We start from the raw sequence: 25,258 nt of genomic DNA, 5'->3' as shown, positions 1-25,258 counted from the left end.
ATCATATCGTCTTAATTGTAATTCTGTTTATTCTGCCTTTAGAGACTTCCCTTCGTAGAAAGCACATCTGTAATACGAGGATCATAAGCTACCGCCATATCCAGCGCCTTTGCAAAGCTTTTGAACATGGCTTCTGCCATATGGTGATTATTTCCCGGTGTTAGAACCTTAATGTGAAGATTCATGGCTGCCGTATAAGAAATGGCGTAGAAGAATTCCTTCACCATTTCTGTGGACATATCTCCAATTTTTTCACTGGTAAACGCACCTTCGAAGGAAAGATACGGGCGTCCCCCAAGATCAATGGCGCAAAGCACCAGGCACTCATCCATTGGAAGGATGCAGCTTCCATAACGTCTGATTCCTTTCTTGTCTCCAACTGCTTCTTTAATAGCTGTGCCAAGAACTATTCCTGTATCTTCAATGGTATGATGATCGTCAACCTGAAGATCGCCTTTTACCTTTATCTCCAGATCAAAAAGTCCGTGGCGGGTAAAGCCATCTAACATATGATCAAAAAATCCCACACCTGTATCCAGACTGCTTTTTCCGGTTCCGTCCAGATTCAGCTTTATGGCAATTTTAGTTTCTTTTGTATTTCGTTCAACAGTAGCTTCTCTTGTCATGACTGCTCCTTTTTATCTTCCTCTTCAAAGCGGACTGCAATGGAGTTGGCATGTGCAGTTAGCTGCTCGGAGGATGCAAAACGGATGATGTCCTTGTGGATTTCCTGTAATGCAGACCTGGAATAATATACAATACTGGATTTCTTAATAAAATCGTCGACGGAAAGTGCAGAGAAGAACTTAGCTGTTCCGTTGGTAGGAAGAACGTGGTTTGGTCCGGCAAAGTAATCACCAAGAGGCTCAGAACTGTACTCTCCAATGAAAATAGCGCCTGCATTTCGCACCTTCATCATTACCTCAAAGGCGTTTTTGGTGACAATTTCCATGTGTTCAGATGCAATCTCATTCGCTGCTTCAATTGCTTCATCCATATCTTCTGCAATAAGGATATATCCAAAATTTTCCAGAGATTTCTCAATGATCTCTTTTCTGGAAAGAACCTTCAGATAACCTTCAATCTCTTTCTCTACATTCTGTGCCAGTTCTGTACTGGTAGTAATAAGGATTGCAGAAGCCATCTCATCGTGTTCTGCCTGGGAAAGAAGGTCTGCAGCTACATAGTGTGCATTTGCAGTTTCATCTGCAAGGACAAGGATCTCACTTGGACCAGCAATGGAATCAATGCTCACATGTCCATAAACAGCCTTTTTTGCAAGGGCTACAAAAATGTTGCCAGGTCCTACGATCTTGTCTACCTTTGGGATGCTTGCAGTACCGTAAGCAAGTGCTCCGACTGCCTGTGCACCACCAACTTTGTAGATCTCATCAGCGCCTGCTTCTTTGGCAGCAACCAGAGTGGAGGGATTTACTTTACCGTCTTTTCCAGGAGGTGTGGTCATAACGATGTGAGGTACTCCAGCCACTTTTGCCGGCACAATATTCATTAATACAGAAGAAGGATAAACTGCTTTTCCGCCTGGAACATAAACACCTACACGATTTAATGGTGTTACTTTCTGACCAAGCATGGTGCCATTTTCGGTACTGGTAAACCAGCTGTTCTGACGCTGTTTCTCATGGTAGCTGCGGATGTTTACAAGTGCCTTGCGGATAACTTCCAATAAGGATGCATCAACTGCTTTATAGGCTTCTTCGATTTCCTCTTCGGTTACACGTATGGTTTCCGGAGTTACCTCTACTTTATCAAATTCTTTTGTGTAAGAAAAAAGAGCTTCATCCCCTTTTTCTTTTACATTTGCAAGAATATCTGCTACTGCTGCTTCGAACTTGCCGTAATTATTAGGGCTCCGTTTTAAAAGATTTTCTAGGATATCTTTGGTAGATTCTTTTGTTAATCTTACTGTACGCATTGTGATCGATCCTTCCAATTTTATTTTATTCCAGAAAAAAACAGTAATTTCAGATTACCTTTCGTAAATCTTCAATCAGCTTACTGATTCTTTCATTTTCCATTTTCATGCTTACCTGATTCACAACCATTCTTGCTGAAAGAGGGCAAACTTCTTCTAACACCTTCAGTCCATTTTCACGAAGTGTGCTTCCGGTCTCAACGATATCCACGATCACTTCAGAAAGACCTACAATAGGGGCAAGCTCAATAGAACCATTCAGCTTAATGATTTCCACAGTCTGATGTTTCTTATTATAGAAATAATCTTTGGCAATGTTTGGATATTTGGTTGCCACACGAATCAGCTGGTTTGAATTCAGAAGGGGTTTGGCACTTTCAGGTCCGCAAACACACATGCGGCAGGCTCCAAATCCAAGATCCATTACCTCGTAAAGCTTACGGCCTTCTTCCAGGATTGTATCCTTTCCGACAATTCCGATGTCAGCTGCGCCATATTCTACATATGTAGGTACATCTGGTCCTTTGGCAAGGAAAAAACGAAGCTTTAATTCTTCATTTACAAAAATCAGTTTACGGGAATCCTTATCTTTCATCTCTTCGCAGGTGATCCCGATTTTCTCAAGCATGGCAAGGGTTTTGTCTGCAAGTCTTCCCTTGGTAAGGGCAAAAGTCAGATATCTCATAATTCCACCTCACAAACCTTAGTTACTTTCTCTGGGCGAAGGGCTACATTTCTGCCCTGGGCGCGAAGCTCTTTGGCCTTCTGGATTGCCTGGATACGGTTTTCTTTGCGGTAAGTGATAACCGTAACGCCCTCCTCTTCCTCCATTTCGATTTTCTGTCTGGAAAGAGCCATCAGAAGGTTATCTACTACAATGGCAAACCCGATGGATGCAGCAGGCTTGCCGAAATGTTTCATCAGCTGGTTGTAACGTCCGCCCTTGATCAGCGCTTCTCCTGTACCATAGGTATAAGCCTGAAAAATGATTCCGGTATAGTAATGATATTTGCTTAACATTGCAAAATCAAAAGTTACATATTTCTCATAGCCGTAAACCTTCAGAAGCTCATAGATTTCTTCCAAACGCGCAACCGCCTTTAATGCCTGTGGATTGTCCGTAAGGGATTTTGCTTTTTCCAGAACTTCTGTCGATCCGAACATCTGAGGAAGCTGGGAAAGAACTCTTGCAAGGGATTTATCCATGTTCTTATTCTTTACAAGCTCTTCCACACCGAAGTAATTTTTCTGGGAAATCAGCTCCCGAAGCTCTTCTTCCTCTTCCTGGCTCAAGCCTGTCTGGGCAAAAATCGCTTTATAATAGTCAACCTGCCCAACGCTTACCTGAAATTCGGTAAGTCCTGTCGCAAGCAGACACTCTACTGTCATAGCCAGAATCTCTGCATCTGCTTCCGGTGAATCATCGCCCATACGTTCAACGCCCATCTGGGTTGTCTCTTTCAATCTTCCGCGAAAGCTGGAATTATTGATAAAAGTGTTGCCTGTATAACACAGACTTACTACTTCTTTTTCAGGGTTAAAATAGGTGGCACAGGCTCTGGAAACAGACGGTGTAAAGTCAGGTCGAAGAACAAGGGTATTGCCTTCTCTGTCAAAAAATTTATAAAGCTCCCTGGAGGGAATGGTTCCCACTTCTTTACTAAACACTTCAAAATATTCAAATGTGGGAGTTTCTATATCTTCAAAGCCATACTGATGGAATACACGGTGAAGCTTTTCCTGAAGTTTTTGCTTTCGGCTGCATTCCTGACTGTAAATATCCCGTACACCCTCCGGCGTATGAAAAATTCTCTGCATATCATGTTTCCTCCATGTTGTTTCTTGCTTGTTAATTACATAACGCTTTATCACGCTACTACGATAATGCAAAATCAATGTTGATTATAGTGGAATATTCCAAGATTGTCAAGACGAAGTGTTGCGTGGTTACTGTTCACTGGTAACATTCCGCGAGATGTTTTTTGTGAACAAAGTTCACAGAAAACCCGAGAGTTGCGGCGCGAAATCATGCAAAGCATGATTTCTGTGCATCGCGAAGCGTGTTACTGTAAACGGAGTGAACAGTAACGTTGCGTGTGTTATGGCAACACGCGTGTTTTCAGATCCAATTTTAATCCCTCTAAATAAGGAACCAGAAATCCGCTTTTTTTCGGCAGGTAATACTTCTCATCCAATTCCTCCCTGCGGAAGCTTTTCCGTCCGCCCTCTTCCATCCGTCTCCAGTATACCAAAAGTTCCTGAAAAGGCAGATAATAAAATAGATTCAGCTGACTGAAAAATATAAGAAAAAATGCCACGCCATTCTGTTTTTCAAAGTCCTCCATAAATTTCACCTGGTGAGGATGAATATTTGCCAGAGGAAACGTCTGGGCGCTGCATTCCTTTGCATCAAAGCAGACAGGAATTCCCTGTACTGCACCTATATAGTCAACAGTACTTCGCTGGTCAAAGTATGCCAGAGTAATGTGACGGTTCTCTTTGTCCATGCGTACCGGAGTGATGGGAGTGGGAATCTTCTGTATCAGAGCAAGTCCCTTCTCCCTGTACTGATCGTTTGTTCGGTTTACAAGGTCCTCCAGGGTAGAACCCCGGAGCCCTCTGCTGTTCCATGTCGCCATTCTTACGGTTCCTCGTAGCCAAGAAGCTTGATGGATGGATAATATCTTACAACTGCTTTCCCTACAATCTGGTCAAAGCGGACGAATGTGTTCTTCCAGAAGCGGGAATCCTTAGAATCATTTCGGTTATCACCCAGCATAAAATAGCAATTGTCCGGAACGGTATATGGACCGAAGCTTCCTTGCATTTTCTCTGGAATAAAGGAATCATCAAGAGCAGTCTCAGAACCGTCGATGTATACCTTTCCGTCTTTGATCTCAACAGTCTCTCCCGGAAGTCCGATCACACGTTTGATGAAAAGCTGGCTTTCATCATCCGGATACTTGAAAATTACAATGTCAAAGCGCTCGGGATCCTTGACTTTTTTGGAAATCTCATGTCCAAACAGATCCAGATTGATACCATATGCAAGACGGAATCCAAAGATACGGTCGCCGGTCATAATAGTCTTCTCCATGGATGGAGAAGGGATTTTTGCGTTGATCAGTACTACATTGTTGATAACCAGGACTATAGCAACTACAATGATGATCATTTTTATATAGTCCCATACTTCATGCCAGATTTTCATATTATTTATTCTCCTCTACGTGTTCCTCTTTCAGGATTTTTTGAAACAGATAAGGCAAAGGAGCCGTGAACTCTTTGCCAGACAGATAGGAAAGACGCCCTTCAATTTCCGGAATTTCCAACCTGTATGCGTGAAGCAGTTGCGATTTCAGACCATACTTTCTGCAGTATTCATCGTTTAAGGTACGCCTGCCGTACTTGTAATCTCCAATAAGGGGATGACCAGTTCCTGCAAGGTGTGCCCTGATCTGATGTGTGCGTCCGGTGATCAGCTCCACCTCAAGAAGGGTAACGGTTCCGTTATCTTCAAGGGGACGGTATCTGGTCTCAATGGGAAGTGCTCCGGATGTTTCCGTTTCCTGTACTGTTACTTTATTACATTTTTCGTCTTTATGCAAATATCCTTTGATATATTTTTCATTTTTTATAACACCATTTACCAGGCAGCGGTAAAATTTGTGAAGGCTTCGATCATGAAACAATGAAGAAAGCTCCTGAAGTCCTGCCAGGGACTTCCCTGCAGCCACAAGTCCGCTGGTATTACGGTCCAGACGATTGCAGACAGATGGGCGGAAGGTATGTAAAGACGCTTCCGTAACCGCTCCGCTTTCCAGAAGATACCCCGTCAGATATTCTACCAGTGATGGTTCCTTATCATCTGCAGGCTGGGAAAGCATTCCAACAGGTTTGTTAATCAGAAGGATATTGTCGTCTTCGTATACAATATCAAGCTTCTGATGAGCTCTTGCTACCGTTTCCTGTACTCCTGCAAATTTCCCGAAAGTCTCATCCGAAAGGAAAAGCTTTACGTGGTCACCAGTGGAAAGCTTCTCATTTCCAGTGGCCCTACCGCCGTTTAAGGTAATATTTTTCTTGCGGAGCATTTTGTAAAAAAAGCTTTTTGGAGCTTCACGGAGAAGCTTTCCTAAATATTTGTCAAAGCGCTGTCCCGCTTCATTTTCATTAATAATAAATTCTTTCATGTTGGATATCCTCTTAGATACACAAATTCAGGATCACATGCTTCACCATTTCATCTCTGGTAAAATCAGGATATCTTGGATCTGGTGTAAAGCGAAGCCCTTCTTCTAAGGATTCCTTGTGTTCGTTCATAGAATCAAGACGTTCCAGGAAAGGACGAAGCTCTCCAAGAATTTTTACATCTACTTTATAGCCGTTTTTGCGAACCAGTTTCTGGGCTTCTGCAGCCATAAAATTTGTATCTGCTTTCGGATCACTGGTATAACCGACTACGGTATTTCCGCACACGGCAATGGCATCTATGGTGCATTTTTTTTCATAGAAAGTCATATACATCTCGTACGCCATTACAAGATCACCCTGATGCGCATGGATCTTCTTGTACAGGACCGGATCTACAGGCTTTGCCAGATAGACCATGATCACATCTACCACAGCCTTACAGCCTGGAAGAGATCCTACCAGAGCAATGATCGTCCAGATAGAATTTCTGGTACCTAGGTAGATCCACATACTGATAAAAATAAAAACGGGGACACCAAGCATAATGGCAGCAATTATGATCCTGCGCTTTCGTTCACGCTTCAGATATCCGAATTCTCCTTTGTTTGTCTGCATTAGTTTCATGAAAACACTCCTATTTCTGCTTTTTTCTTGTGTGATGATTGCGGATGGTTTTCTTTGGTGCCGGACCATGCTTTGATCCTCTGTTACGCCCGGCATTCTCTGTATATTTGTTGTCGCCATGCTCTTTTCTGACAGGCCGGATCAGACATTTTTCCCCATACCCAACCAGATCCATACGCCCTGCAATTTTCAATCCTTCGAGAACCAGTTCTCTGTTGACCGGATTCTTATATTGCATAAGCGCACGTTGAATGGCTTTTTCATGGGCACTCTTCGGCACATAAACCTTTTCGCCTGTAAGAGGATGGATTCCCGTGTAATACATACAGGTAGACAGTGTAGAAGGTGTTGGGTAAAAGTCCTGCACCTGCTCCGGAGTAAAGCCAAGATCACGGACATATTCTGCCAGTTTCACCGCCTCTTTCATGGTACATCCCGGATGGGAGGACATAAAATATGGCACGGCAAACTGCTGTAAGCCAGCCTTCTTATTTGCCTTGTCAAATTCCTTCAAAAATTTCTCATACACTTCGTGTGACGGCTTGCCCATATATTTCAGCACCTGATTGGAAACATGCTCAGGAGCTACACGAAGCTGTCCGCTTACATGATATTTGGCAAGTTCATTAAGAAAAGTTTTGTCCGGGTCTGCCAACACATAATCGAAACGCACACCGGAACGGACAAATACTTTTTTTACTTTTGGAAGATCCCGGAGCTTACGAAGAAGAGAAACGTAATCTTTGTGATCCGCGGTCAGATTCTTACATGGCTCAGGAAACAGACAATGACGGTTCTTGCAAACGCCTCTGGTCAGCTGTTTCTGGCAGGAAGGCTGGCGAAAGTCTGCTGTAGGTCCGCCTACATCGTGGATATATCCCTTGAAATCTTTCTCCTCGGTCATGTGGACCGCTTCTTTCAGAATTGATTCATGACTTCTGGTTTGCAGGATTCTTCCCTGATGAAAAGTTAATGCACAGAAGCTGCAGCTTCCGAAACAACCCCTGTTGCTGGTAAGGCTGAATTTAATTTCCTCTAATGCAGGAATTCCGCCGTCTTTCTCATACATGGGATGATAATTTCCCACATAAGGAAGATCATATACATCGTCCATCTCCTCCTGTGTAAGAGGTAATGCAGGTGGATTCTGGATTACATAGCCCTTTGTTCCGTAGGATTCGGCCATGGTTCCTGCTGTAAAAGGATCTGTATTCTGATACTGGATGGCAAAGCTTCTGGCATAAGCCAGCTTATCCGCCTGTACTTCATCAAAAGAAGGAAGTATGATCGGCTCGTAAGTGCGGGACAGATCCCTGCATTTATAGACGGTTCCTGCCACATAGGTAATTTCGCTGACAGGGATTCCGCTGTCAAGAGCCTCTGCAATCTCAATAATAGAATGCTCTCCCATTCCGTAAGAAATCAGGTCTGCGCCGGAATCTATGAGGATACTGTGCTTCACCTTATTTTCCCAGTAATCGTAATGTGCCATACGTCTGAGGCTTGCCTCGATTCCACCAAGAATTACAGGAGTTTTCTTAAAAGTCTGACGAATCAGATTACTGTATACAATAACAGCACGGTCCGGCCTCAAACCCATTTTACCGCCAGGAGAATAAGAATCCTTCTGGCGGTGCTTTTTTGCAACGGTATAATGATTTACCATGGAATCCATATTGCCGGCACTTACAAGGAAGCCAAGGCGAGGCTCTCCAAATATGGCAATACTCTCCTTCCTGCGCCAGTCGGGCTGTGGGATAATTCCCACTTTATAGCCCCGGCTCTCCAGAAGGCGGCTGATAATAGCAGTACCGAAAGAGGAATGATCTACGTAAGCATCTCCTGTCACGTAGACAAAATCCACCTGATCCCAGCCTCTGTCCTCCATGTCTTTTTTTGTAACTGGTAAAAATTGTGACATCTATATTTTTCTCCTATGCACTGCTCATTCTGTAAGGCGTGTTCCAAGAATGGTGTGAACAAAATGAACAGTAACGTATTTTCGGACAGATTTATGAAATACAGCTCTTGCCTGGCTGATGTCCGATATTATGGTAAACAGCCTGGGCGCGGTAACCTTCCGCGATAATATCAAGCTGTCTGTGAAAACGCTCCAGCTGTTTCAAATCCTTGGTATGGAAAACACGAAGGAATTCTGTCTGAATTTTGGTAATCTCCCGTTCGCTGGATACGCGGTAAAGATTTTCTATATTATTGAGAATATCTTTTACAAGATTGGACTGCATCTGGGAAGAATTCTGGGCATCCATGATTTCATCGCGCACAGAAGACATTTCCTGATCCAGCAAAATAATAGCATCCGCGGCATTCGTCAGACGCTCTGCCACATGCGGTGGCATGTCCCCTTTATATTTGTACTGAAGGGAATGTTCGATCGTTGCCCAGAAGTCCATAGCCATGGTGCGGATCTGAATTTCCGCCTGCAGCTTCCGGGGACCATTTAATGTTTCTACTGTATAATAAATGATCAGATGGAGACTTCTGTAACCACTCTGTTTCACATGCTTCAGATAATTCTTCTCACTCTTAATGGTCATATCTGACCGGTTTTGGATCAGGGATGCTACTGTCTCAATATCTTCCTCAAACTGACAGATAATACGGATTCCAGCAATGTCTTCTACTTCTTCCTCCATGCGTTCCATAGGAATATGCTTGCGCTGCATTTTCTCCAGAATGCTGGATACACTTTTCACTCGTCCGCTTACCTGCTCAATAGGGGAATACAGATCATTTTCTCGATGTTCGCTGATAATGTGTTCAAATTTGACAATCAGTTCCCTGACTGCCAGTTCGTAGGGGCATAAAATGCTTCTCCATAACTGTATTTCCATATAAATCGCTCCTTACAGAATATGGGCATTGTATTATGAAAAATATTCTGCAGTTAAATTTAAGTGTGTCTGCCCATATGTTTAATCATTATAGCATATATTTCAAAAAATTTGTTATCAATAAGTGTATTTTTTTACTTTTTTCTCCATTGCCTGTAAGACATAGTAAGGGTTTACACTCAGTTCCTCTTTTCCCTGTGGATTTATGTAGATTCCCAGATGAAGATGAACCGGAAATTTTCCGGACATTCCTTCTTCTCCGTATCCGGTATCTCCCATGAATCCAAGAATCTGCCCCGCTTCCACTGCTTCACCTGTCTGAAAATATTTTTCATAGGATGCAAGATGGGCATAATAAAAATACCCTCCATGAGAAGAACGGATTCCGATCCGGTATCCGCCAAGAGGAAGCCATCCGATTTTTTCTATTTTGCCATCAGTCATGGAAATCACAGGATAAAATCCGGATTGAGAAACCCTGCCAAAGAGATCGCAGCCTTCGTGCGTCCGGCTTCCACCATAGCTTCGGGCAGCGCCAAAGGTGTTTTCATAAAAAATCTCTTGCCATATTTCTCTATCGTTTCTGATTGGAATGGGAAAATTTTCCAGGTCTTTCCAGACAGCCAGATAACAGCTTCTCAGGTCATAATAGGCTTTGGGCTTGAAGCGGAGATATGCTTCCCTGTTCCCGGAAAGATATTTTGGAAAAAATTTTCCATTCAGCATAGTTGTTGTAAGAAGATCGGCAAATTCTCCATCCGAATGTACTCTTTCTTCTAACTCTGCATATAGCGCAGACGACAAAGCCTGTTCCCGGAAGCTTTCTGTAAAACAGGTGTCCGGTTTTAACAGGGAGGCCTGGCTTCTTTGCTGAATAAAATTCTGAAGCAAGATAAGCAGCGGCAAAAGAAAAAGAAGAAGGAGTAAGTGTTTCCCGGTCTTTCTTTTCATGGCATTTCCTCTCTTTAATATATGGGAAAAGGTGGATGATTTTTTTGTTACCAGTAAATAGTAACGATTTTTTCACCCTCAGATAATATATGGAAAATCAGAAAAATTAGAACAAAAAATCAGCTGTATGGAAAATATTTTTCCAAATACAGCTGATTCGAATGATCAAAGGCTATGGCAGCCACAGTTACTATTTAATGGGGGTATGCCAAAAGCTTTATGAAAAACAGGCTTTTAAATATACATGTAATTATCAGTCTTTCAAATTTTTCAATACTTCTGTCAGATATTCCCAAACCCGTTTCACAGAAGCCATATCAAGGCGTTCTTTGCTGGTGTGGATGTCCAGAATATCCGGTCCAAGAGAGGTGCAGTCAAGGTTTTCCATTCGCTCATAAAAAATACCACATTCCAGACCGGCATGAATGGCAACTACCTCCAGGTCTTTACCGTACATGTTTTTATAAATTTCTACCATCTTGTCACGAAGAGGAGAAGCTTTACGATACTCCCATGCAGGATAAGCCCCCTCAGTCTCATATTCGCCTCCCAGAAATTCTGTCAGATATTGGATTTTATGGGAAAGAGCCTCTTTGGCAGTTCCTACAGAGCTTCGGATACTGGTCTGTACAAACAACTCGTCCCCATACAGCTTCAGAATTCCGGGATTGCAGGAGGTTTCCACCAGATTTTCTATGGTACCACTCATTTTCTTAACACCAAATGGCATGTTCATCAGATAAAAAAGCACTTTTTCCTGGCTGGTGGGATGAAGAACCTGTGCATCCATATCCCCTTCTTCTGTTATCTGAATTGTAATAGTATCATCTGTACCAGTGTATTCTGCCCGGAAATCCTTCTGCATTTTCTTTGCAAGGGAAGTGATCTGAGAAATTTCTTCCGGAAGCACAAGAAGAACCGCTTCGCATTCTTTTGTAATAACGTTGTCCTGCTGACCACCTTCTAATTCTTTTAATGCATAGCCACAGACATGGGAAAGTTCATAAAGAAACTGTCCCATAAGAATATTGGCACTTGCGCGGTTTTTGTGTATTTCAGCTCCGGAATGGCCTCCCACAAGTCCACAGACTTTTACGTTAACTTTTCTGCCGGAAGCGTCCACACGCCGGACTGGCAGATAAGAATTTCCAGCAACACCACCAGCGCAGCTTACCCACAGACAGCCCTCTTTTTCAGAATCCAGATTGATCATTCTTCTTCCCTTCAAAAGGCTGCAGTCGAATCCGTCAGCGCCCAGAAGCCCCGTCTCTTCATCGACGGTGAAAACAACCTCCAAAGCCGGATGCGGCAAATCTGTACTGTCTAAAAGCGCAAGGCCATAAGCCACTGCAATTCCGTCATCGCCGCCAAGAGTAGTGCCCTCGGCTGATAAAAAGCCATCTCTCACAACCAGCTTTAGTCCATCCTTTGTAAAATCATGTTCGATTTCCGGGCATTTCGCACAAACCATATCCATATGTCCCTGAAGGATGACTGTGGGCGCGTTTTCGTAGCCAGGTGTTGCAGGTTTATAAATCACAACATTATTCATGTCATCCTGAACATATTTCAAATCATGTTCCTTTGCAAAATTCACCAGATAATCACTGATTTGTTTTGTATTTCCTGAACCATGTGGAATACCACAGATTTCCTCAAAATAGTGAAACACATTTTGGGGTTCGAAGTTTTCTAAAATTGCCATATGGGTTACCTCCAAAATTTTATATATGGTTTGTATTTATCTTTTCGGCATTTTGAGACAGAAACAGAATATAAATTTTATATAATGATTTTTTAAACATACTTCAGGCTGCTGAACACAACCTGACTATAACTTCACATGTTGGGCTTTTATTTTTAATAACGAGGTCAAAATGAAGAAAAAAATAATCCTGCTTTCTGTTATCCTGCTTTTACTCTTCCTTCTGTGTTACCCGGCCGAAGCTCTTGCTGCGGCAAGAAACGGACTGAAACTATGGTTGGAGACCTTACTGCCTACCCTTCTTCCGTTTATGATCCTTACAGGAATTCTGGTGCACACAGATTGGATTACAAAAATTTTACAACCAACTGCTCCTTTTTTCAAGGTCGTTTTTGGGCTTTCTCCGGGAGGAGCCTATGTATTTCTTCTGGGACTTCTCACCGGTTACCCTATGGGGGCAAAATTAACCGCAGATTTGTATTATGCTGGAAAAATCAGCCGGCAGGAGGCTGAATATTTGTTAACTTTCTGCAATAATCCAAGTCCGGCCTTTCTTATTACTTATGTGGGACATATCTGTCTGGAGGGAAAATTACATATTGGTTTTCTTGTGAGGATTCTGTTTCTATCAGACATGATCTGCATGTGTTTTTTTCGCTTTACAGTCTATAGAAAAAACTCACTGCTTTCCTTTTGTACGCAAAAAACATCTGAGCTGGAATATACTTCTGCCGGGCTTCTGGATTTTGTCATTATGAATAGTTTTGAAACTATGGCAAAACTGGGTGGTTATATTCTTATGTTCTCTATTCTGTCCGCAGCCATAAGTCATTTCTGGTATCTTCCTGCACAGGGAAAATATATTCTTCTCGGACTGATAGAAGTTACCACTGGTCTCCATGGGCTCCTGCTGTCCGGGTTTTCTTATTCAATTCGTGTACTTCTTGCCCTGTGTATGAGTGCATTCGGAGGATTCTGTATTATGGCGCAAACAAAAAGCGTACTTGGAAAGGAACTCTCCCTTCATCCGTACGCTTCTGCCAAATGTATGAATGCAGCAGTTACTGCTGTTCTCATACTTATATTCTTATAAACATGATCACTGCTCACATAAAACATTTATAGAATAGTTTTAGTGAATCGCAATCAGATAAAGTCTGCTATATTTCGCGCAGCAAAATTAGTTATCGCCAATCTCGTCCAGAAGAGCTTCATCTTCCTTGGAAGCCTCTGTATCAGCCGGCTGATAAGAGCCGGACATTGCAGCTGCCTGAGCAGTCTGTGGTGCAAGCTCCTGACGGTTATGGTTTACAACATCCATGCATGCCTGAAGAGCATCGATGAATCCTTTATATTTGCCGCCAGCATCCTCAAGAGTCTGGGTAAGTACGGAACCGATGTTTGCCATCATGTCATCTGTGTATGTGATCGCGCTGAGACGAATGCTGTTAGCATCCTGTGTAGCGGAATCCAGAATCTCCTGAGCCTGACGATTCGCTGCATTGATAGTCTCGTTTGCCTGCGCATATGCTTTCTGCATGATCTCATGCTGAGTAACAAGCTCCTGAGCTTTATTCTGTGCATCTGCAATCAGTGCATCTGCCTTGGTCTGTGCATCCTCAAGGATGGCATCCTTATTGCTGATGATCTTCTGATAACGTTTGATCTCGTCTGGAGTCTTAAGACGAAGTTCACGAAGAAGCTCTTCGATTTCTTCTTTATTCACTACAATCTTAGTTGTAGAAAGTGGCTGATACTTACAACTGTCTACATATTCTTCGATTTCTTCAATAATCTGTTCAATTCTGCTGCTCATAGTAAACTCTCCTTATTCTATTTCTTCAAATCGTGCATCTTTTTCTTAACAGCTTCGGTAATTTCCGGCGGAGCAAATTTGCTCAGGTCGCCATCATAGCCTGCTACTTCTTTCATAATAGTAGAGCTAAGATATGCATATTCCAGGCTTGTCGTCAGAAACACGGTGTCAATATCCGGAGCAAGCACCCGGTTTGTCTGTGCCATCTGCAGTTCAAATTCAAAATCTGTAACTGCACGAAGCCCGCGCACGATCACCTGTGCATGATTCTCTCTGGCAAAGTTCACAGAAAGACCCTTGAATGCCTTGATTTCTACATTCTCCATGTCTTTTGTTGCCTTTTCTAGTATATTAACACGTTCTTCAACAGAAAACAACGGACTTTTTGCAGAATTATGCAAAACTCCTACGATTACTTTGTCGAAAGATACGCTTGCACGCTTGATTATGTCCAGATGACCATAAGTGGCCGGATCAAAACTTCCTGGATAAACAGCTATTACCATGTATTTTTCTCACTTTCCCCGGCATAAAAAGATATGCTTGTTAGTTTTGTATTCTTTGGAACGCAGCTGTCTGTAGCCAAGATCTTCCACATAACCGAAATCTGTAGCAAGGTCAGCTTCCACGATGATCAGTGTATTCTCATCCAGAATACTGCTGTCCTGAAGGTATTCCAGAACCTGACGCTCCAGCTCATGGTTATATGGGGGATCCATAAATATGCAGTCGAAAACGCCCTTTCCTTCTAAGGAACGAAGGGCCTGCATCACGTCCATATTCAGCAGTGTACCACTATCTGCAAGTTTTGTAAATGTCAGATTTTCTCTTATGCATGTGCATGCCTTGGGATTTTTTTCAACAAAAACAGCCCGAGCTGCTCCGCGGCTTAATGCCTCAATGCCGATTGCACCGCTTCCGCTGAACAGATCAAGGAAGTGACAATCCAGAAGTTCAGGCTGAAGAATATTAAAAAGAGTTTCTTTGATGCGGTCTGTGGTGGGGCGTGTGTCCATACCCGGCACAGTCTTAAGGTTCAGTCGTCTTGCTTTTCCTGCGATGACTCTCATTTTAGATTCAGTCTCCAATCCAGATCACCACGGGCCAGTCCAAGAATAAGAAGTTCTGCAGTAGCGATATTGGTCGCCACCGGAATATTATACTGGTCACAGCGCTTTACAATAGCTGTGATGTCTGGCTCCTTTGGATCTATCATAACAGGATTATAGAAAAGTATTACCATATCCAGATCCTGCCGCTCTACCATTTCCATGAACTGCTTATCGCCTCCGATACTGCCCGGTAAAAACTTATGGACATGAAGACCGGTGGCTTCCTCAATTCTTCTTCCTGTAGTGCCGGTAGCATATACTTCATGCTTGGCCAGGATGTTCTTATAAGCGATACAGAAATCTTCAATGAGAACTTTTTTACTATTATGTGCAATGATACCTAAATTCATAGTTCACCTCTCCCATTTCTTTCTGTTTATTGTACCAATTATAGCAAATTGACAAAAGAAGTGCAACAAAAACGTTTGAATATATACAAAATTCATTATTTGTTAAGAATTTGTTTTTAAATGACGTATTGATTTATCTGGTTTTTTTATATTTTATTGTGCAAATCAGCTCCGTATTCTACCGCTACGCTTCATTTTTTAGCCTTATTACATGAAAATTCTTCTGTATAAGTATATGAATACGCACAATTTTCATGATTTTCGCACATTTAAAGATAAAAATTTCACAATTTCTTTTTATATGTAAAAAAATATAATAACCCACTTTTTTTTGCATATTTATATGAGAAGCGTATTGTTTTCAATAGTTTTCAATAATCTTCACAGCTGATTTTTGTTTGTTTACACCACTTTTACACCATTTTATTTTCCTCCAAATCATCCCAAGGTTTCAGACCCATTTCCTCCAAGGTGATACCATACGGTGCACCTCCGGAGGTATAACCGGCAATAAAGAAAAATCGGTCATCTTGCAAGATCTCTTCTTTAGCCAGATTATCTCTTGTTTCTTTTTTCAGTTTTGCTCTCATCTGTTGTTTCTTTTGTTTCGCAACAGCTGCTTTTTCTTCCGGTGTTTTCTTATGTTTTTTTGTCATAAGTATTTCTAGTGTAATTCCATTCTGAATGCCTTCTTTCATCAGCATAATCATTGTATCAGGATAAAGTTCACAAAGTATCCGCAATACGTTCCCATAAGTTCATGTCATTATTGAAATCGTACATATTTCAGTATAAAAAGTTCACTATTCAAATTCTGATTATTATTTCTCCATATACTCTTCTGCCATATGTACTGCCATAGCACCATCTGCCACTGCTGTTACTATCTGACGAAGTAACTTTGTTCTGACATCTCCTACAGCATAAACACCCGGAATACTCGTTTCAGTGTTTTCACCTGCCACAATATATCCTTTATTATCCAGTTCTATCTGATTATCTAAAAAATCTGTTGTCGGTTTTCTTCCTATACTCACAAACAGGCCGTCACATTCTATAATGTTTTCTTCTCCTGTAACTGTATCTTTCAACCGCACACCAGTCAATCGTTCTCCATAAATCAGTTCATTTACTGTATTATTCCATCGAAACTCTATATTTTCAGTTTTCATCAGCTGGTCATGGTAGATTTTCGTTGCACGTAATGTATCTCTACGATGAACAATGATGACTTTCTTAGCAATTCGACTTAAAAGAGCAGCATCTGATACAGCAGAATTTCCACCACCAACAACCACCACGATCTTATCTTTATAAAACATACCATCACAGGAGGCACAATAAGCAACCCCATGACCTATCAATTCTTTTTCTTTAGCGAGACCAAGTTCTCTTGGATTTGCTCCAGTAGCAATCACTACTGTTTTCCCAATATAAATTCCCGAACTAGTTTCTACTCTCTTAAGCTTTCCTGTTAAATCCATATTAAAAACTTCAGCATATTCACTTTTAGCGCCAAATTTTTCCGCCTGTTTTTGCATTTTCTCTGCCAATGAAAATCCGTCAATTCCATTTTCAAAACCAGGATAGTTATCAATCTGCCAGGTCAATGACATCTGACCACCTGCAGATAATTTTTCTAAAACAATTGTATCAAATCCTGCTCTGGCTGCGTATAATGCTGAAGTATACCCTCCAGGTCCTCCACCCACGATAATCATATCGTAAACATGATTTTCATTCATACAGCAGTCCTCCTTTTATTTTTCCAATGCTTCATTAATAAAATTCTCTATCATTATTTTTGATTCAGGTGCAACAATAGAATCTATTGCCTTTCCATCCCGATATAAAACCAGCGTAGGAATTATCTCAATCTTTTCAGCTTCTGCAATCTGTGGTTCTTCATCAATATTTACTTTTCCAGCAATAAGAATATCGCTGTATTCTTCACTTATTTTTTCATAAGCCGCTCCAATTCTACGGCAATAACCACACCAAGGTGCCCAGAAATCAACCAAAACCGATTTTTCTTTATGAATTAATTGTCCAAACTTTTCTTTATTTATATTTATTGATGTCATATTTTTCAACTCCTTCTCCTGTTTGAACTTAATATATCGCATAAAAGATCTTGCTTCTGTGATGATATCACAGAAAAGATAATTTACTTTATTACACTTCTTTTTATTTCTATTTATGGCATATGCCAGTTACATAATTGACGCATCTAAAAAAAGCAAGTATACTATATTCGTAAAGGAGATAACGGTTATGAACTTCGAAAATTGTTTTCCACTATGGAATGACTTAAATACAACACAGAAAAAAATAATTTCAGACAATTTAATCACACAGTATGTAAAAAAAGGGACAATCATTCACAATGGAAACCTGGATTGCACTGGATTATTACTGGTTAAATCCGGGCAGCTTCGAACCTACATACTTTCAGATGAAGGACGAGAGATTACACTTTACCGTCTGTTCGATATGGATATGTGTCTTTTATCCGCCTCATGTATCATACGCTCCATTCAATTTGAAGTAACCATTGAAGCAGAAAAAGATACTGATCTTTGGATCATCCCTGCTGAAATCTATAAGGGCATTATGAAGGAATCTGCTCCCGTCGCAAACTATACCAATGAGTTAATAGCCACCCGTTTTTCTGATGTCATGTGGCTGATTGAACAAATCATGTGGAAGAGTTTGGATAAGCGTGTTGCTTCATTTCTTTTAGAAGAGACCTCTATCGAAGGAACAAACGAGCTGAAAATCACTCATGAGACGATTGCTAATCATCTTGGTTCCCACAGGGAAGTTATCACTCGAATGCTTCGATACTTTCAAGGCGAGGGTCTCGTCAAACTCTCCCGCGGCAAAATCACAATCCTTGATCCAAAAAGACTGGAAACACTCCAAAGGTCATAAAATTGTTTTTCTGTAACATATAAAGAAGAATCCTCCATTTATCAGAATTATGAAAGTCATTCTAATAAATGGGGGATCTTTTTATATTACGAGAAAATTATAAAAATATTATGATTATTTTTAATAATCCATACCACATGCATATGCCTTTTCAATCAGCGCACGGTCATTGACAACTGCATCATAGAAGCGGAATCCGCCGGAGAAGTTGTATGTTTCATATCCATTTCCTTCCAGAATACGACTGGCAATATAACTTCGCAGCCCACTCTGGCATATCAGGTAAACAGGCTTTCCCTTCTCAATTTCATTGATACGTTCCCTTAGTTCATCTACAGGAATGTTTTTGAATCCATTCATATGCCCCCTGCTAAATTCACCTACAGTTCTCACATCCAGCAACACAACACTTTTATCTCTAGAAATCTTATCCATATCTTCCAGATGCCATTGTTTTAAGGTACCTTTTGCTATATTGTCTATCATGAATCCTGCCATATTTACAGGATCCTTGGCAGAGGAATAAGGCGGTGCATATGCGAGATCCAAATCCTTCAGCTGGGTTGCCTTCAGCCCTGCATGGATTGCTGTTGCCAGCACATCAATACGTTTATCAACTCCTTCATATCCAATAATCTGAGCACCAAGCAAACGATAGGTCTCTTTTTCAAAAACCACCTTCATGGTCATCACTTTTCCACCAGGATAGTAACCGGCATGACTCATAGGAGAAAGAATTACTGTATCTACCTCTAATCCTGACTTTTTGGCATTGGTTTCATTGATACCTGTAGTGGCTGCTGTCATATCAAACACTTTTATAACGGAGCTTCCCTGACTGCCCAGGTAACGACTATCACCGCCACAAATATTATCAGCGATGATTCTGCCCTGTTTATTGGCTGGTCCTGCCAAAGAAATCAGCGCATCATTACCCGTAACATAATGTTTTACCTGAACTGCATCACCTGCAGCATAAATATCCGGTACAGAGGTTTCCATTCTGTCATTCACTATAATACTTTCCTTGATGCCAAGTTCCAGACCGGCTTCTTTTGCTAATACTGTGTCTGGTGTGACTCCGATTGCCAGAACTACCATATCAGCCTGAAGGGATGGATTATCTTTCAACAGGACCTCCACTCCGTTGTCTTTTTCTTTAAATCCTTCTACTGTATAGCCCAGTACCAGTTTTATCCCATGCTTTCTCATTTCATTATGGATCATGGATGCCATATCCGGGTCAAAAGGGTTCATCAGCTGCTTAGGCCGCTGGACAATCGTAACATCCATGCCAAGCTCCCTCAAATTTTCTGCCAGTTCCAGACCAATAAAACCGCCACCTGCCAATACAGCCGATTTTGGATGATTCTTATTTATATATTCCTTTATCCGAAAAGTGTCTTCTACAGTACGAAGTGTAAAAAGTTTATCAATACCTACTCCGGGAAGTCTCGGCTGTGTTGGCTTTGCACCTGGAGAGAGGATCAGCTTATCATATTTTTCTTCAAATATCTCACCATTCTCTAAATTTTTCACTGAAACCGTTTTACGTTCCGGATGTATGGAGATAACTTCATGATGAATTTTCATGTTAATACGGAAGCGTTTAAAAAAACTCTCTGGTGTCTGTAGTGTAAGTTCTTCCGGGTCTGTGATCACGTCTCCAATATAATATGGAAGTCCACAATTTGCATAGGACATGTATCCGGATCTTTCAAACACAGTAATTTCAGCATGTTCATTCAGTCTGCGTATTCTTGCTGCGGCTGTAGCTCCTCCGGCTACACCTCCTACAATTATTACCTTCATCTTATTTTTCCACCTTTCCTGAGTAAGCTGCAATGCCACCGATATTATTTACTTTAGAATATCCCATTCGTTGCAGTATCCCAGTTGCCTGGCGGCTTCGTGAACCGGAATAACAGTATACAAACAGTGGGATATCCTTATTCTTCGCTACAGAAGCAATATTGTCAAGTTGCTGCAACGGCACATTTTTACTTTCTGGTATATGTCCTTCCTGATATTCCTGCGCTGTACGTACATCCAGCAGAACTGCATCATCAGTCCTTTTATATTCTCCTATGCCTTGATTAATATTCGACTGTTTAAAGAGATCAAAAAATCCCATTAGCACACCTCCCTAAAGCATTTCTAAAATCACATTCTTAGGTCTCGCCCCTGAAACCTGCTGTACAATCTTCCCATTCTTCATAACCACTAAAGTCGGAATGCTCATAATACTGAACTTATTTGCCAGTTCAGGCTCTTCATCTACATTAATCTTTCCAACTTTAATATCTCTACGCTCACTTGCAATCTCCTCTAGAATAGGTACTACCATGCGGCAAGGCGCACACCAAGATGCCCAAAAATCTAAAAGAACGGGTTTATCGGAATTCAGTACTTCGTTCTGAAAATTATTTTTATTGATATTAATAGCAGACATTTTACAGTCCTCCTTATCTTTTTCTTTTTGTAGATTTATTATAGTCTTAATTTCATTTATTTTCCGTGATTACATCACCATACCTCATTAACTTAACTTCTTGCCATACCATCTACACTTAATATAACGCCTGTAATGTAACTCGCCTCATCTGAAGCAAGAAACACAAACGCATTGGCAATATCTTCTGGCTGTCCAAGACGACGCAATGGAATTCTTTCAATCATAGGTTCGATAACTTCCTTTGGCACGGCCTTCATCATATCAGTTTCTGTAATCCCAGGTGCAACAGCATTAACACGAATACCTTTAGGTCCTAGTTCTCTTGCTAATGATACAGTCAATCCGTTTACTGCAAACTTCGATGCCGGATAAGCAAACCCACTTGGCTGTCCCGAAATACTCACCATGGAAGAAGTTGAGAGAATGACCCCCTTGCCTCTTGCCACCATACATTCTGCTGCTACACGAGTAGTATTAAATACTCCTTTTACATTTAGATCCATGACTTTATCAAAAGTCTCCTCTGTATAATCCATAAATGAGGTGTTTTCTGAAATCCCTGCATTATTTACCAGTATGTCGACACATCCATATTTTTCAGTTGCCTCTTTAAAAGCCTTTCTGACAGACTCCATGCTTGCCAGATTTGGACTAATTCCAGCAACTATTGCATTGGGATATTTTTCTTTTAATTTATCTACAGCAACATCTGCCGATTCCTGTGAACTTGCTGCCAACACAACTGAAGCACCTTCCTTCAAGAATTTATCAGCTGTAGCAAATCCTATACCACGGCTTCCACCCGTAATGATTGCAACTTTATCTTTTAATCTCATTTAGACTACCTCCTTACTTTGTTTGTAGTTACATTATAAGCAAAAGGTAAATCATTTTCTGTGATATCATCACAAACTATCGCAATAAAAAACCCTGTTGCTCACACGCACCAGGGTTTCAGACTGTAGACAAAGGGGGATGTGAATGTGAAATAAGTCCCCTTTTGTGTGTTTCAAATCAGTTCTGTTAATACTTTAATGAAGAAGATCACGATCACCACAATCATAACCGGTTTTACGATCTTGTGACCGTTTGAAGTAAAGCTATGACTTCCAAGATAATTCCCTGCCATGTTACAAACTCCTGCTGCAATTCCCAGTGGCAAAAGCACTTTGCCATTGATCAGAAATACGACAAGTGCTGTGATATTGGTTGTCAGATTGATTGCCTTTGTGGCACCTGCTGCATCGTTTAATGTCATATGACAGAAACCGGCAAATAAAAGCATCAGAAATGTTCCTGTTCCCGGTCCGTAAATCCCATCATAAATACCAACTACAGCTGCGATCAGAATACTTTTAAAAATCAGCATTCCATTGATTACTTCTGTTGCATTTTCGTCTTTTCCTTTCAGTGCTTTGCTTCTCAGTACATAAAACAAAATGACCGGAAGCACAACCAGCATGGCGATCTTTAAAGCTTTCTCCGAAATCAGAAGAGCCAGATGAGATCCTATCCAGGATCCGGCAATTGCACCAAAAACTGCCGGAATACAGATTTTCCATTTCATAAAGCCTTTTTTCATGTAGTGAAAAGATGCCACGAAAGTTCCCATGGAGCTGCTCATTTTATTTGTTGCAATTGCAGTATGTACCGGCAGTCCCGCAATCATATATGCCGGAAGTGAGATCAGTCCGCCTCCTCCGGCAATCGAATCCACAAATCCTGCCAGAAATACAAAAAAACATACTACCAGATAAACTAAAACCACATTTTCTCCCACGTTCCCTGTCCTTAATTTCCTTTTGTATTTTTATTATTTTTTCATCGCAATCAATGTCGGGCGAAGAATCTGTACGTATTCTTCATACATTACTTCTCGCAGAAAATCTACATATTCCCAGAAAGTCAGCTCACCGTCCGGTGTAAGGATTTCAAAATCTGTATCATACACATTTACAAACAATCCCGTCTCCTGAAGTCCGTTCCGAAGATAAAAAACCTTTCTTTTTTTGCGTTCTTCAGCATTTTCTGCTTTTTCATCCTGTGTTTCTATTTCAAAAATATATTTATGATTTTTGAACTTTTTAAGTAATGCCTCCAGTCCCCTGCTTCCATATCCGTAATTTCTTTTCTCCGGTACAATTGCATAATAATCCAGAAGCGCCCTATCCTGCTCCGCATCGATCAGATTGATTGCCAGTCCTACGAATTCATCTTCGTCAACCATTGCAAGCATCTCCATCTTTCCATCTGCTACCAGGTTTTCCATTACCTGCAGGGGCTTTTTCTCCTGTTCCGGAAATGCTTTATCATACAGATCATAAAGCTGCCATTTATATTTTGCGCCTTCATCGGCAATGTTTACAAGTTTCATTTTTCTCTCCTGCTTAATTATTGATCATATCCGGCCATGACAGAATTTCTCCAGCAATCTTTTCTTCATAATCGCCCTCAATATCCTCACTTCTGCCTGCCTCATAGATATTTGTCTCTGCACCCCAGACTCCATCGTGATATTCCCACACATGGAATTTCAGTCCGCGGAACATAAAATCCAGACTTCCGCATCCGTCTTCTTCGGTATATTCAAACCTGATATTTTTTTGATTCAATGCATCCTGTACTGTCTGCAATCTCATATTCATTCCCCCGTCTTGCATATTTATTAGTTATTGCTGTTCACAACAACACCTGTTTGTTACTGTTCACTCCGTTCACAGCAACTTGGTCAAAATCCATTCCAAAACACCTCGCGGAATACTGCCTGTGTTCACAGCAACACCTGTTTTTCTAGTATAACACATCTTCGGCGGTTGTCTATTGTAAAAAACGCTTCGATGATTTATTATAGTAAATAGCGAAATAATGAGGAGTGTAACCTTATGACTACAAAAATGGTTTTTCATGGAAGTGACATAGAAAAAATATGTGACTACTATCATTTAAATAAAGAAGATATCGTTAAATTCGGGGCAAATGTCAATCCTCTTGGCCTCTCCGCCTCTGTAAAAAAAGAAATTGCAGAAAATGTCGATCTTTTTTCTTCTTATCCGGACAGAGATTATGTATCTCTCAGAAATACGATCTCAGAATACTGCAGGATTCCCGCTGAATTTATTTTACCGGGAAATGGTTCCAGTGAACTGATCTCACTTCTGATTCAGGAACGTGCGCCGAAACACACCCTGATTCTCGGACCGACATATTCCGAATATTCCAGAGAACTTTCTTTCTCCGGAAGCACACAGGAATATTATCATCTGCGAGAAGAACGAAATTTCACTCTCGATGTAGAGGATCTGTGCAAAACTCTGGAAAACGGTTATGATTTCCTGATTCTCTGCAATCCGAATAATCCGACTTCCTCTGCGATCATGCAGGAAGATCTCCGCAAACTGATCGCATTCTGTGCAGATAAAGATATTTTTGTCATGATCGATGAAACTTACGTAGAGTTCGCACCAGATGTCGAAGAAATAACTGCAATTCCTCTGACCAGAGAATTTACCAATCTTATGGTACTGCGTGGTGTTTCTAAATTTTATGCTGCACCGGGCATGCGTCTCGGTTACGGAATTACCGGAAATATGGAATTTCTTTCCAAAATGCGAGAAAAACAGACGCCATGGTCACTGAACAGTCTTGGTGCCTTTGCCGGAGAGCTGATGCTCCGTGACCACGACTACATTCAGGAAACGCGTGATCTGATCCTCGATGAGCGTGACCGCATGGAGCAGGAACTTCAAAATATCCCTACTTTTAAAGTTTATCCTGCCTATGCCAATTTCATCTTATTAAAAATCCGCCGGGACGGTCTGACTTCCGCCGATGTCTTTGAGGCCTGCATCAAAAAAGGCCTGATGATCCGCGACTGTTCTTCCTTCCAGTGCCTGGACGGCGAATTTGTCCGCTTCTGCATCATGATGCACGACGATAATACAAAACTCTTAAACGTACTGAAGCAGCTGTAATCCAGCTGCTTCAGACTGTAGACAAAGCCCTGCTTTTGCAGGGTTTTGCTATTGTTGGAACCGCTTTTCTGATATAATAAATATCAGAAGGGCGGTGTTTTTTATGATGACGAAAAATGCAGATAAAAACAGAGAACAAATGATGATGTTTTCCATGGATGACATGGTACCTCAAAACCATATGCTGCGATTGATTGATAAAGCAATCAATTGGAATTTTATTTATGATCTGGTTGAAGAAAAATACTGTCCGGATAACGGCCGTCCCAGTATGGATCCCGTCATGCTGATAAAGATACCATTCATTCAGTATCTCTATGGGATAAAAAGCATGCGTCAGACCATGAAAGAGATC

At 41.2% G+C, this 25,258-nt stretch carries 30 protein-coding genes; 4 read left to right on the top strand and 26 right to left on the bottom strand.

Annotated elements, in window-relative coordinates; genetic code table 11:
- Positions 1-38: 38 nt before the first annotated feature.
- The 12 genes from hisB to I4V84_RS16485 all read right to left on the bottom strand — a co-directional run bounded on the left by hisB (position 39) and on the right by I4V84_RS16485 (position 12,265).
- Positions 39-626, bottom strand: coding sequence for an imidazoleglycerol-phosphate dehydratase HisB (gene hisB, locus I4V84_RS16540; protein WP_195992992.1), 588 nt, complete (start codon positions 624-626; stop codon positions 39-41).
- Positions 623-1,936: a histidinol dehydrogenase gene (gene hisD, locus I4V84_RS16535; RefSeq protein WP_195992991.1), complete on the bottom strand. Its 1,314-nt coding sequence runs from the start codon at positions 1,934-1,936 to the stop codon at positions 623-625. Before hisD ends, hisB begins: the two co-directional genes overlap by 4 nt.
- A 49-nt stretch (positions 1,937-1,985) precedes the next feature.
- Positions 1,986-2,621 carry an ATP phosphoribosyltransferase gene (gene hisG, locus I4V84_RS16530; protein ID WP_148463394.1) on the bottom strand — a complete coding sequence of 212 codons (636 nt, stop codon included), beginning with the start codon at positions 2,619-2,621 and terminating at the stop codon, positions 1,986-1,988.
- Entirely contained in the window at positions 2,618-3,754 is a 1,137-nt protein-coding gene (gene hisZ, locus I4V84_RS16525) for an ATP phosphoribosyltransferase regulatory subunit (RefSeq protein ID WP_195700305.1), read from the bottom strand. The genes hisG and hisZ overlap by 4 nt, the downstream gene beginning before the upstream one ends.
- Before the next feature lie 281 nt (positions 3,755-4,035).
- Positions 4,036-4,575 carry a Holliday junction resolvase RecU gene (locus I4V84_RS16520; RefSeq protein WP_195700304.1) on the bottom strand — a complete coding sequence of 180 codons (540 nt, stop codon included), beginning with the start codon at positions 4,573-4,575 and terminating at the stop codon, positions 4,036-4,038.
- Between the two features lie 2 nt (positions 4,576-4,577).
- Entirely contained in the window at positions 4,578-5,147 is a 570-nt protein-coding gene (gene lepB, locus I4V84_RS16515; protein WP_173716740.1) for a signal peptidase I, read from the bottom strand.
- Position 5,148: 1 nt separating this feature from the next.
- Positions 5,149-6,129 carry an RluA family pseudouridine synthase gene (locus tag I4V84_RS16510; RefSeq protein ID WP_195700303.1) on the bottom strand — a complete coding sequence of 327 codons (981 nt, stop codon included), beginning with the start codon at positions 6,127-6,129 and terminating at the stop codon, positions 5,149-5,151.
- A gap of 13 nt (positions 6,130-6,142) precedes the next feature.
- The gene (locus I4V84_RS16505; protein ID WP_173718994.1) at positions 6,143-6,754 is read right to left on the bottom strand and encodes a hypothetical protein; all 612 of its coding nucleotides are present in this window, start codon (positions 6,752-6,754) and stop codon (positions 6,143-6,145) included.
- Positions 6,755-6,764: 10 nt separating this feature from the next.
- Complete coding sequence (locus I4V84_RS16500) at positions 6,765-8,675, bottom strand: YgiQ family radical SAM protein (protein ID WP_177968565.1); 1,911 nt, start codon at positions 8,673-8,675, stop codon at positions 6,765-6,767.
- A gap of 91 nt (positions 8,676-8,766) precedes the next feature.
- Positions 8,767-9,609: a GTP pyrophosphokinase family protein gene (locus I4V84_RS16495; RefSeq protein ID WP_118583092.1), complete on the bottom strand. Its 843-nt coding sequence runs from the start codon at positions 9,607-9,609 to the stop codon at positions 8,767-8,769.
- 117 nt (positions 9,610-9,726) lie between these two features.
- Positions 9,727-10,560: a M23 family metallopeptidase gene (locus I4V84_RS16490; RefSeq protein ID WP_243110476.1), complete on the bottom strand. Its 834-nt coding sequence runs from the start codon at positions 10,558-10,560 to the stop codon at positions 9,727-9,729.
- 253 nt (positions 10,561-10,813) lie between these two features.
- Positions 10,814-12,265 (bottom strand): aminoacyl-histidine dipeptidase, encoded by a 1,452-nt coding sequence (locus I4V84_RS16485; protein ID WP_187566441.1) that lies wholly within the window; start codon positions 12,263-12,265, stop codon positions 10,814-10,816.
- A 172-nt stretch (positions 12,266-12,437) separates the two neighbouring features.
- On the opposite strand from I4V84_RS16485, the gene I4V84_RS16480 reads away from it, so the two are divergent.
- A complete protein-coding gene (locus tag I4V84_RS16480) occupies positions 12,438-13,358 on the top strand; it encodes a nucleoside recognition domain-containing protein (protein WP_187566442.1) in 921 nt (306 codons plus the stop codon).
- An 87-nt stretch (positions 13,359-13,445) separates the two neighbouring features.
- On the opposite strand, the gene I4V84_RS16475 is transcribed toward I4V84_RS16480, so the two are convergent.
- The 7 genes from I4V84_RS16475 to I4V84_RS16445 form a co-directional block, all read right to left on the bottom strand.
- Complete coding sequence (locus tag I4V84_RS16475) at positions 13,446-14,081, bottom strand: ATPase (RefSeq protein WP_118583101.1); 636 nt, start codon at positions 14,079-14,081, stop codon at positions 13,446-13,448.
- A 17-nt stretch (positions 14,082-14,098) separates the two neighbouring features.
- Entirely contained in the window at positions 14,099-14,587 is a 489-nt protein-coding gene (gene coaD, locus I4V84_RS16470; protein ID WP_118583104.1) for a pantetheine-phosphate adenylyltransferase, read from the bottom strand.
- Between the two features lie 9 nt (positions 14,588-14,596).
- Entirely contained in the window at positions 14,597-15,151 is a 555-nt protein-coding gene (gene rsmD / locus I4V84_RS16465) for a 16S rRNA (guanine(966)-N(2))-methyltransferase RsmD (RefSeq protein WP_148463401.1), read from the bottom strand.
- Positions 15,148-15,543, bottom strand: a complete 396-nt coding sequence (locus I4V84_RS16460; protein WP_021926957.1) for a methylglyoxal synthase — start codon at positions 15,541-15,543, stop codon at positions 15,148-15,150. Before I4V84_RS16460 ends, rsmD begins: the two co-directional genes overlap by 4 nt.
- Positions 15,544-15,956: 413 nt before the next feature.
- Positions 15,957-16,241 carry a hypothetical protein gene (locus tag I4V84_RS16455; protein WP_243284135.1) on the bottom strand — a complete coding sequence of 95 codons (285 nt, stop codon included), beginning with the start codon at positions 16,239-16,241 and terminating at the stop codon, positions 15,957-15,959.
- A gap of 123 nt (positions 16,242-16,364) precedes the next feature.
- On the bottom strand, positions 16,365-17,288 hold the full coding sequence (gene trxB, locus I4V84_RS16450; RefSeq protein ID WP_026648815.1) for a thioredoxin-disulfide reductase: 924 nt from the start codon (positions 17,286-17,288) through the stop codon (positions 16,365-16,367).
- A gap of 15 nt (positions 17,289-17,303) precedes the next feature.
- Entirely contained in the window at positions 17,304-17,669 is a 366-nt protein-coding gene (locus I4V84_RS16445; protein ID WP_243284134.1) for a thioredoxin family protein, read from the bottom strand.
- 73 nt (positions 17,670-17,742) lie between these two features.
- On the opposite strand from I4V84_RS16445, the gene I4V84_RS16440 reads away from it, so the two are divergent.
- Positions 17,743-18,477 carry a Crp/Fnr family transcriptional regulator gene (locus I4V84_RS16440; protein ID WP_334285474.1) on the top strand — a complete coding sequence of 245 codons (735 nt, stop codon included), beginning with the start codon at positions 17,743-17,745 and terminating at the stop codon, positions 18,475-18,477.
- Between the two features lie 120 nt (positions 18,478-18,597).
- Here I4V84_RS16440 and I4V84_RS16435 read toward each other — a convergent pair whose 3' ends face one another.
- The 7 genes from I4V84_RS16435 to I4V84_RS16405 all read right to left on the bottom strand — a co-directional run bounded on the left by I4V84_RS16435 (position 18,598) and on the right by I4V84_RS16405 (position 23,571).
- A complete protein-coding gene (locus I4V84_RS16435; protein WP_195992987.1) occupies positions 18,598-20,289 on the bottom strand; it encodes an FAD-dependent oxidoreductase in 1,692 nt (563 codons plus the stop codon).
- Between the two features lies 1 nt (position 20,290).
- Positions 20,291-20,611, bottom strand: coding sequence for a rhodanese-like domain-containing protein (locus tag I4V84_RS16430; protein ID WP_195992985.1), 321 nt, complete (start codon positions 20,609-20,611; stop codon positions 20,291-20,293).
- A 12-nt stretch (positions 20,612-20,623) separates the two neighbouring features.
- On the bottom strand, positions 20,624-20,929 hold the full coding sequence (trxA, locus tag I4V84_RS16425) for a thioredoxin (RefSeq protein ID WP_195992983.1): 306 nt from the start codon (positions 20,927-20,929) through the stop codon (positions 20,624-20,626).
- Positions 20,930-21,021: 92 nt separating this feature from the next.
- The gene (locus I4V84_RS16420) at positions 21,022-21,768 is read right to left on the bottom strand and encodes a 3-oxoacyl-ACP reductase family protein (protein ID WP_005421611.1); all 747 of its coding nucleotides are present in this window, start codon (positions 21,766-21,768) and stop codon (positions 21,022-21,024) included.
- Between the two features lie 173 nt (positions 21,769-21,941).
- Positions 21,942-22,700 (bottom strand): TSUP family transporter, encoded by a 759-nt coding sequence (locus I4V84_RS16415; protein WP_195992981.1) that lies wholly within the window; start codon positions 22,698-22,700, stop codon positions 21,942-21,944.
- A gap of 45 nt (positions 22,701-22,745) precedes the next feature.
- Positions 22,746-23,306: a GNAT family N-acetyltransferase gene (locus I4V84_RS16410; RefSeq protein WP_195992979.1), complete on the bottom strand. Its 561-nt coding sequence runs from the start codon at positions 23,304-23,306 to the stop codon at positions 22,746-22,748.
- Between the two features lie 13 nt (positions 23,307-23,319).
- Positions 23,320-23,571 carry a kinase gene (locus I4V84_RS16405; protein WP_118583122.1) on the bottom strand — a complete coding sequence of 84 codons (252 nt, stop codon included), beginning with the start codon at positions 23,569-23,571 and terminating at the stop codon, positions 23,320-23,322.
- 243 nt (positions 23,572-23,814) lie between these two features.
- On the opposite strand from I4V84_RS16405, the gene I4V84_RS16400 reads away from it, so the two are divergent.
- Positions 23,815-24,903, top strand: a complete 1,089-nt coding sequence (locus tag I4V84_RS16400; protein ID WP_148463575.1) for a histidinol-phosphate transaminase — start codon at positions 23,815-23,817, stop codon at positions 24,901-24,903.
- A gap of 103 nt (positions 24,904-25,006) precedes the next feature.
- Positions 25,007-25,258, top strand: a 252-nt coding sequence (locus I4V84_RS16395) for a transposase (RefSeq protein WP_195992977.1), incomplete at its 3' end; no start/stop codon positions are given.

It is taken from the genome of Ruminococcus sp. 1001713B170207_170306_F1 (assembly GCF_015668065.1).
Taxonomy (GTDB): domain Bacteria; phylum Bacillota; class Clostridia; order Lachnospirales; family Lachnospiraceae; genus Blautia_A; species Blautia_A faecis.
This window is presented reverse-complemented; position numbering and strand designations above follow the sequence as displayed.

Bases quoted from the DNA above. Each gene is read 5' to 3' on its own strand.
- coaD (WP_118583104.1), bottom strand. From the start codon at position 14,587: ATGGTAATAGCTGTTTATCCAGGAAGTTTTGATCCGGCCACTTATGGT.
- I4V84_RS16435 (WP_195992987.1), bottom strand. From the start codon at position 20,289: ATGAAGGTAATAATTGTAGGAGGTGTAGCCGGAGGAGCTACAGCCGCA.
- I4V84_RS16510 (WP_195700303.1), bottom strand. From the start codon at position 6,129: ATGAAAGAATTTATTATTAATGAAAATGAAGCGGGACAGCGCTTTGAC.
- hisZ (WP_195700305.1), bottom strand. From the start codon at position 3,754: ATGCAGAGAATTTTTCATACGCCGGAGGGTGTACGGGATATTTACAGT.
- I4V84_RS16495 (WP_118583092.1), bottom strand. From the start codon at position 9,609: ATGGAAATACAGTTATGGAGAAGCATTTTATGCCCCTACGAACTGGCA.
- I4V84_RS16500 (WP_177968565.1), bottom strand. From the start codon at position 8,675: ATGTCACAATTTTTACCAGTTACAAAAAAAGACATGGAGGACAGAGGC.
- I4V84_RS16460 (WP_021926957.1), bottom strand. From the start codon at position 15,543: ATGAATTTAGGTATCATTGCACATAATAGTAAAAAAGTTCTCATTGAA.
- I4V84_RS16405 (WP_118583122.1), bottom strand. From the start codon at position 23,571: ATGAGATTGCAGACAGTACAGGATGCATTGAATCAAAAAAATATCAGG.
- lepB (WP_173716740.1), bottom strand. From the start codon at position 5,147: ATGAAAATCTGGCATGAAGTATGGGACTATATAAAAATGATCATCATT.
- I4V84_RS16400 (WP_148463575.1), top strand. From the start codon at position 23,815: ATGACTACAAAAATGGTTTTTCATGGAAGTGACATAGAAAAAATATGT.
- I4V84_RS16455 (WP_243284135.1), bottom strand. From the start codon at position 16,241: ATGAAAGAAGGCATTCAGAATGGAATTACACTAGAAATACTTATGACA.
- hisG (WP_148463394.1), bottom strand. From the start codon at position 2,621: ATGAGATATCTGACTTTTGCCCTTACCAAGGGAAGACTTGCAGACAAA.
- I4V84_RS16520 (WP_195700304.1), bottom strand. From the start codon at position 4,575: ATGGCGACATGGAACAGCAGAGGGCTCCGGGGTTCTACCCTGGAGGAC.
- I4V84_RS16485 (WP_187566441.1), bottom strand. From the start codon at position 12,265: ATGGCAATTTTAGAAAACTTCGAACCCCAAAATGTGTTTCACTATTTT.
- I4V84_RS16490 (WP_243110476.1), bottom strand. From the start codon at position 10,560: ATGAAAAGAAAGACCGGGAAACACTTACTCCTTCTTCTTTTTCTTTTG.
- I4V84_RS16430 (WP_195992985.1), bottom strand. From the start codon at position 20,611: ATGGGATTTTTTGATCTCTTTAAACAGTCGAATATTAATCAAGGCATA.
- I4V84_RS16480 (WP_187566442.1), top strand. From the start codon at position 12,438: ATGAAGAAAAAAATAATCCTGCTTTCTGTTATCCTGCTTTTACTCTTC.
- I4V84_RS16410 (WP_195992979.1), bottom strand. From the start codon at position 23,306: ATGAAACTTGTAAACATTGCCGATGAAGGCGCAAAATATAAATGGCAG.
- I4V84_RS16475 (WP_118583101.1), bottom strand. From the start codon at position 14,081: ATGAGCAGCAGAATTGAACAGATTATTGAAGAAATCGAAGAATATGTA.
- hisD (WP_195992991.1), bottom strand. From the start codon at position 1,936: ATGCGTACAGTAAGATTAACAAAAGAATCTACCAAAGATATCCTAGAA.
- I4V84_RS16445 (WP_243284134.1), bottom strand. From the start codon at position 17,669: ATGCGATATATTAAGTTCAAACAGGAGAAGGAGTTGAAAAATATGACA.
- rsmD (WP_148463401.1), bottom strand. From the start codon at position 15,151: ATGAGAGTCATCGCAGGAAAAGCAAGACGACTGAACCTTAAGACTGTG.
- I4V84_RS16440 (WP_334285474.1), top strand. From the start codon at position 17,743: ATGGCATATGCCAGTTACATAATTGACGCATCTAAAAAAAGCAAGTAT.
- trxB (WP_026648815.1), bottom strand. From the start codon at position 17,288: ATGAATGAAAATCATGTTTACGATATGATTATCGTGGGTGGAGGACCT.
- I4V84_RS16420 (WP_005421611.1), bottom strand. From the start codon at position 21,768: ATGAGATTAAAAGATAAAGTTGCAATCATTACGGGTGGAAGCCGTGGT.
- trxA (WP_195992983.1), bottom strand. From the start codon at position 20,929: ATGTCTGCTATTAATATCAATAAAAATAATTTTCAGAACGAAGTACTG.
- hisB (WP_195992992.1), bottom strand. From the start codon at position 626: ATGACAAGAGAAGCTACTGTTGAACGAAATACAAAAGAAACTAAAATT.
- I4V84_RS16505 (WP_173718994.1), bottom strand. From the start codon at position 6,754: ATGAAACTAATGCAGACAAACAAAGGAGAATTCGGATATCTGAAGCGT.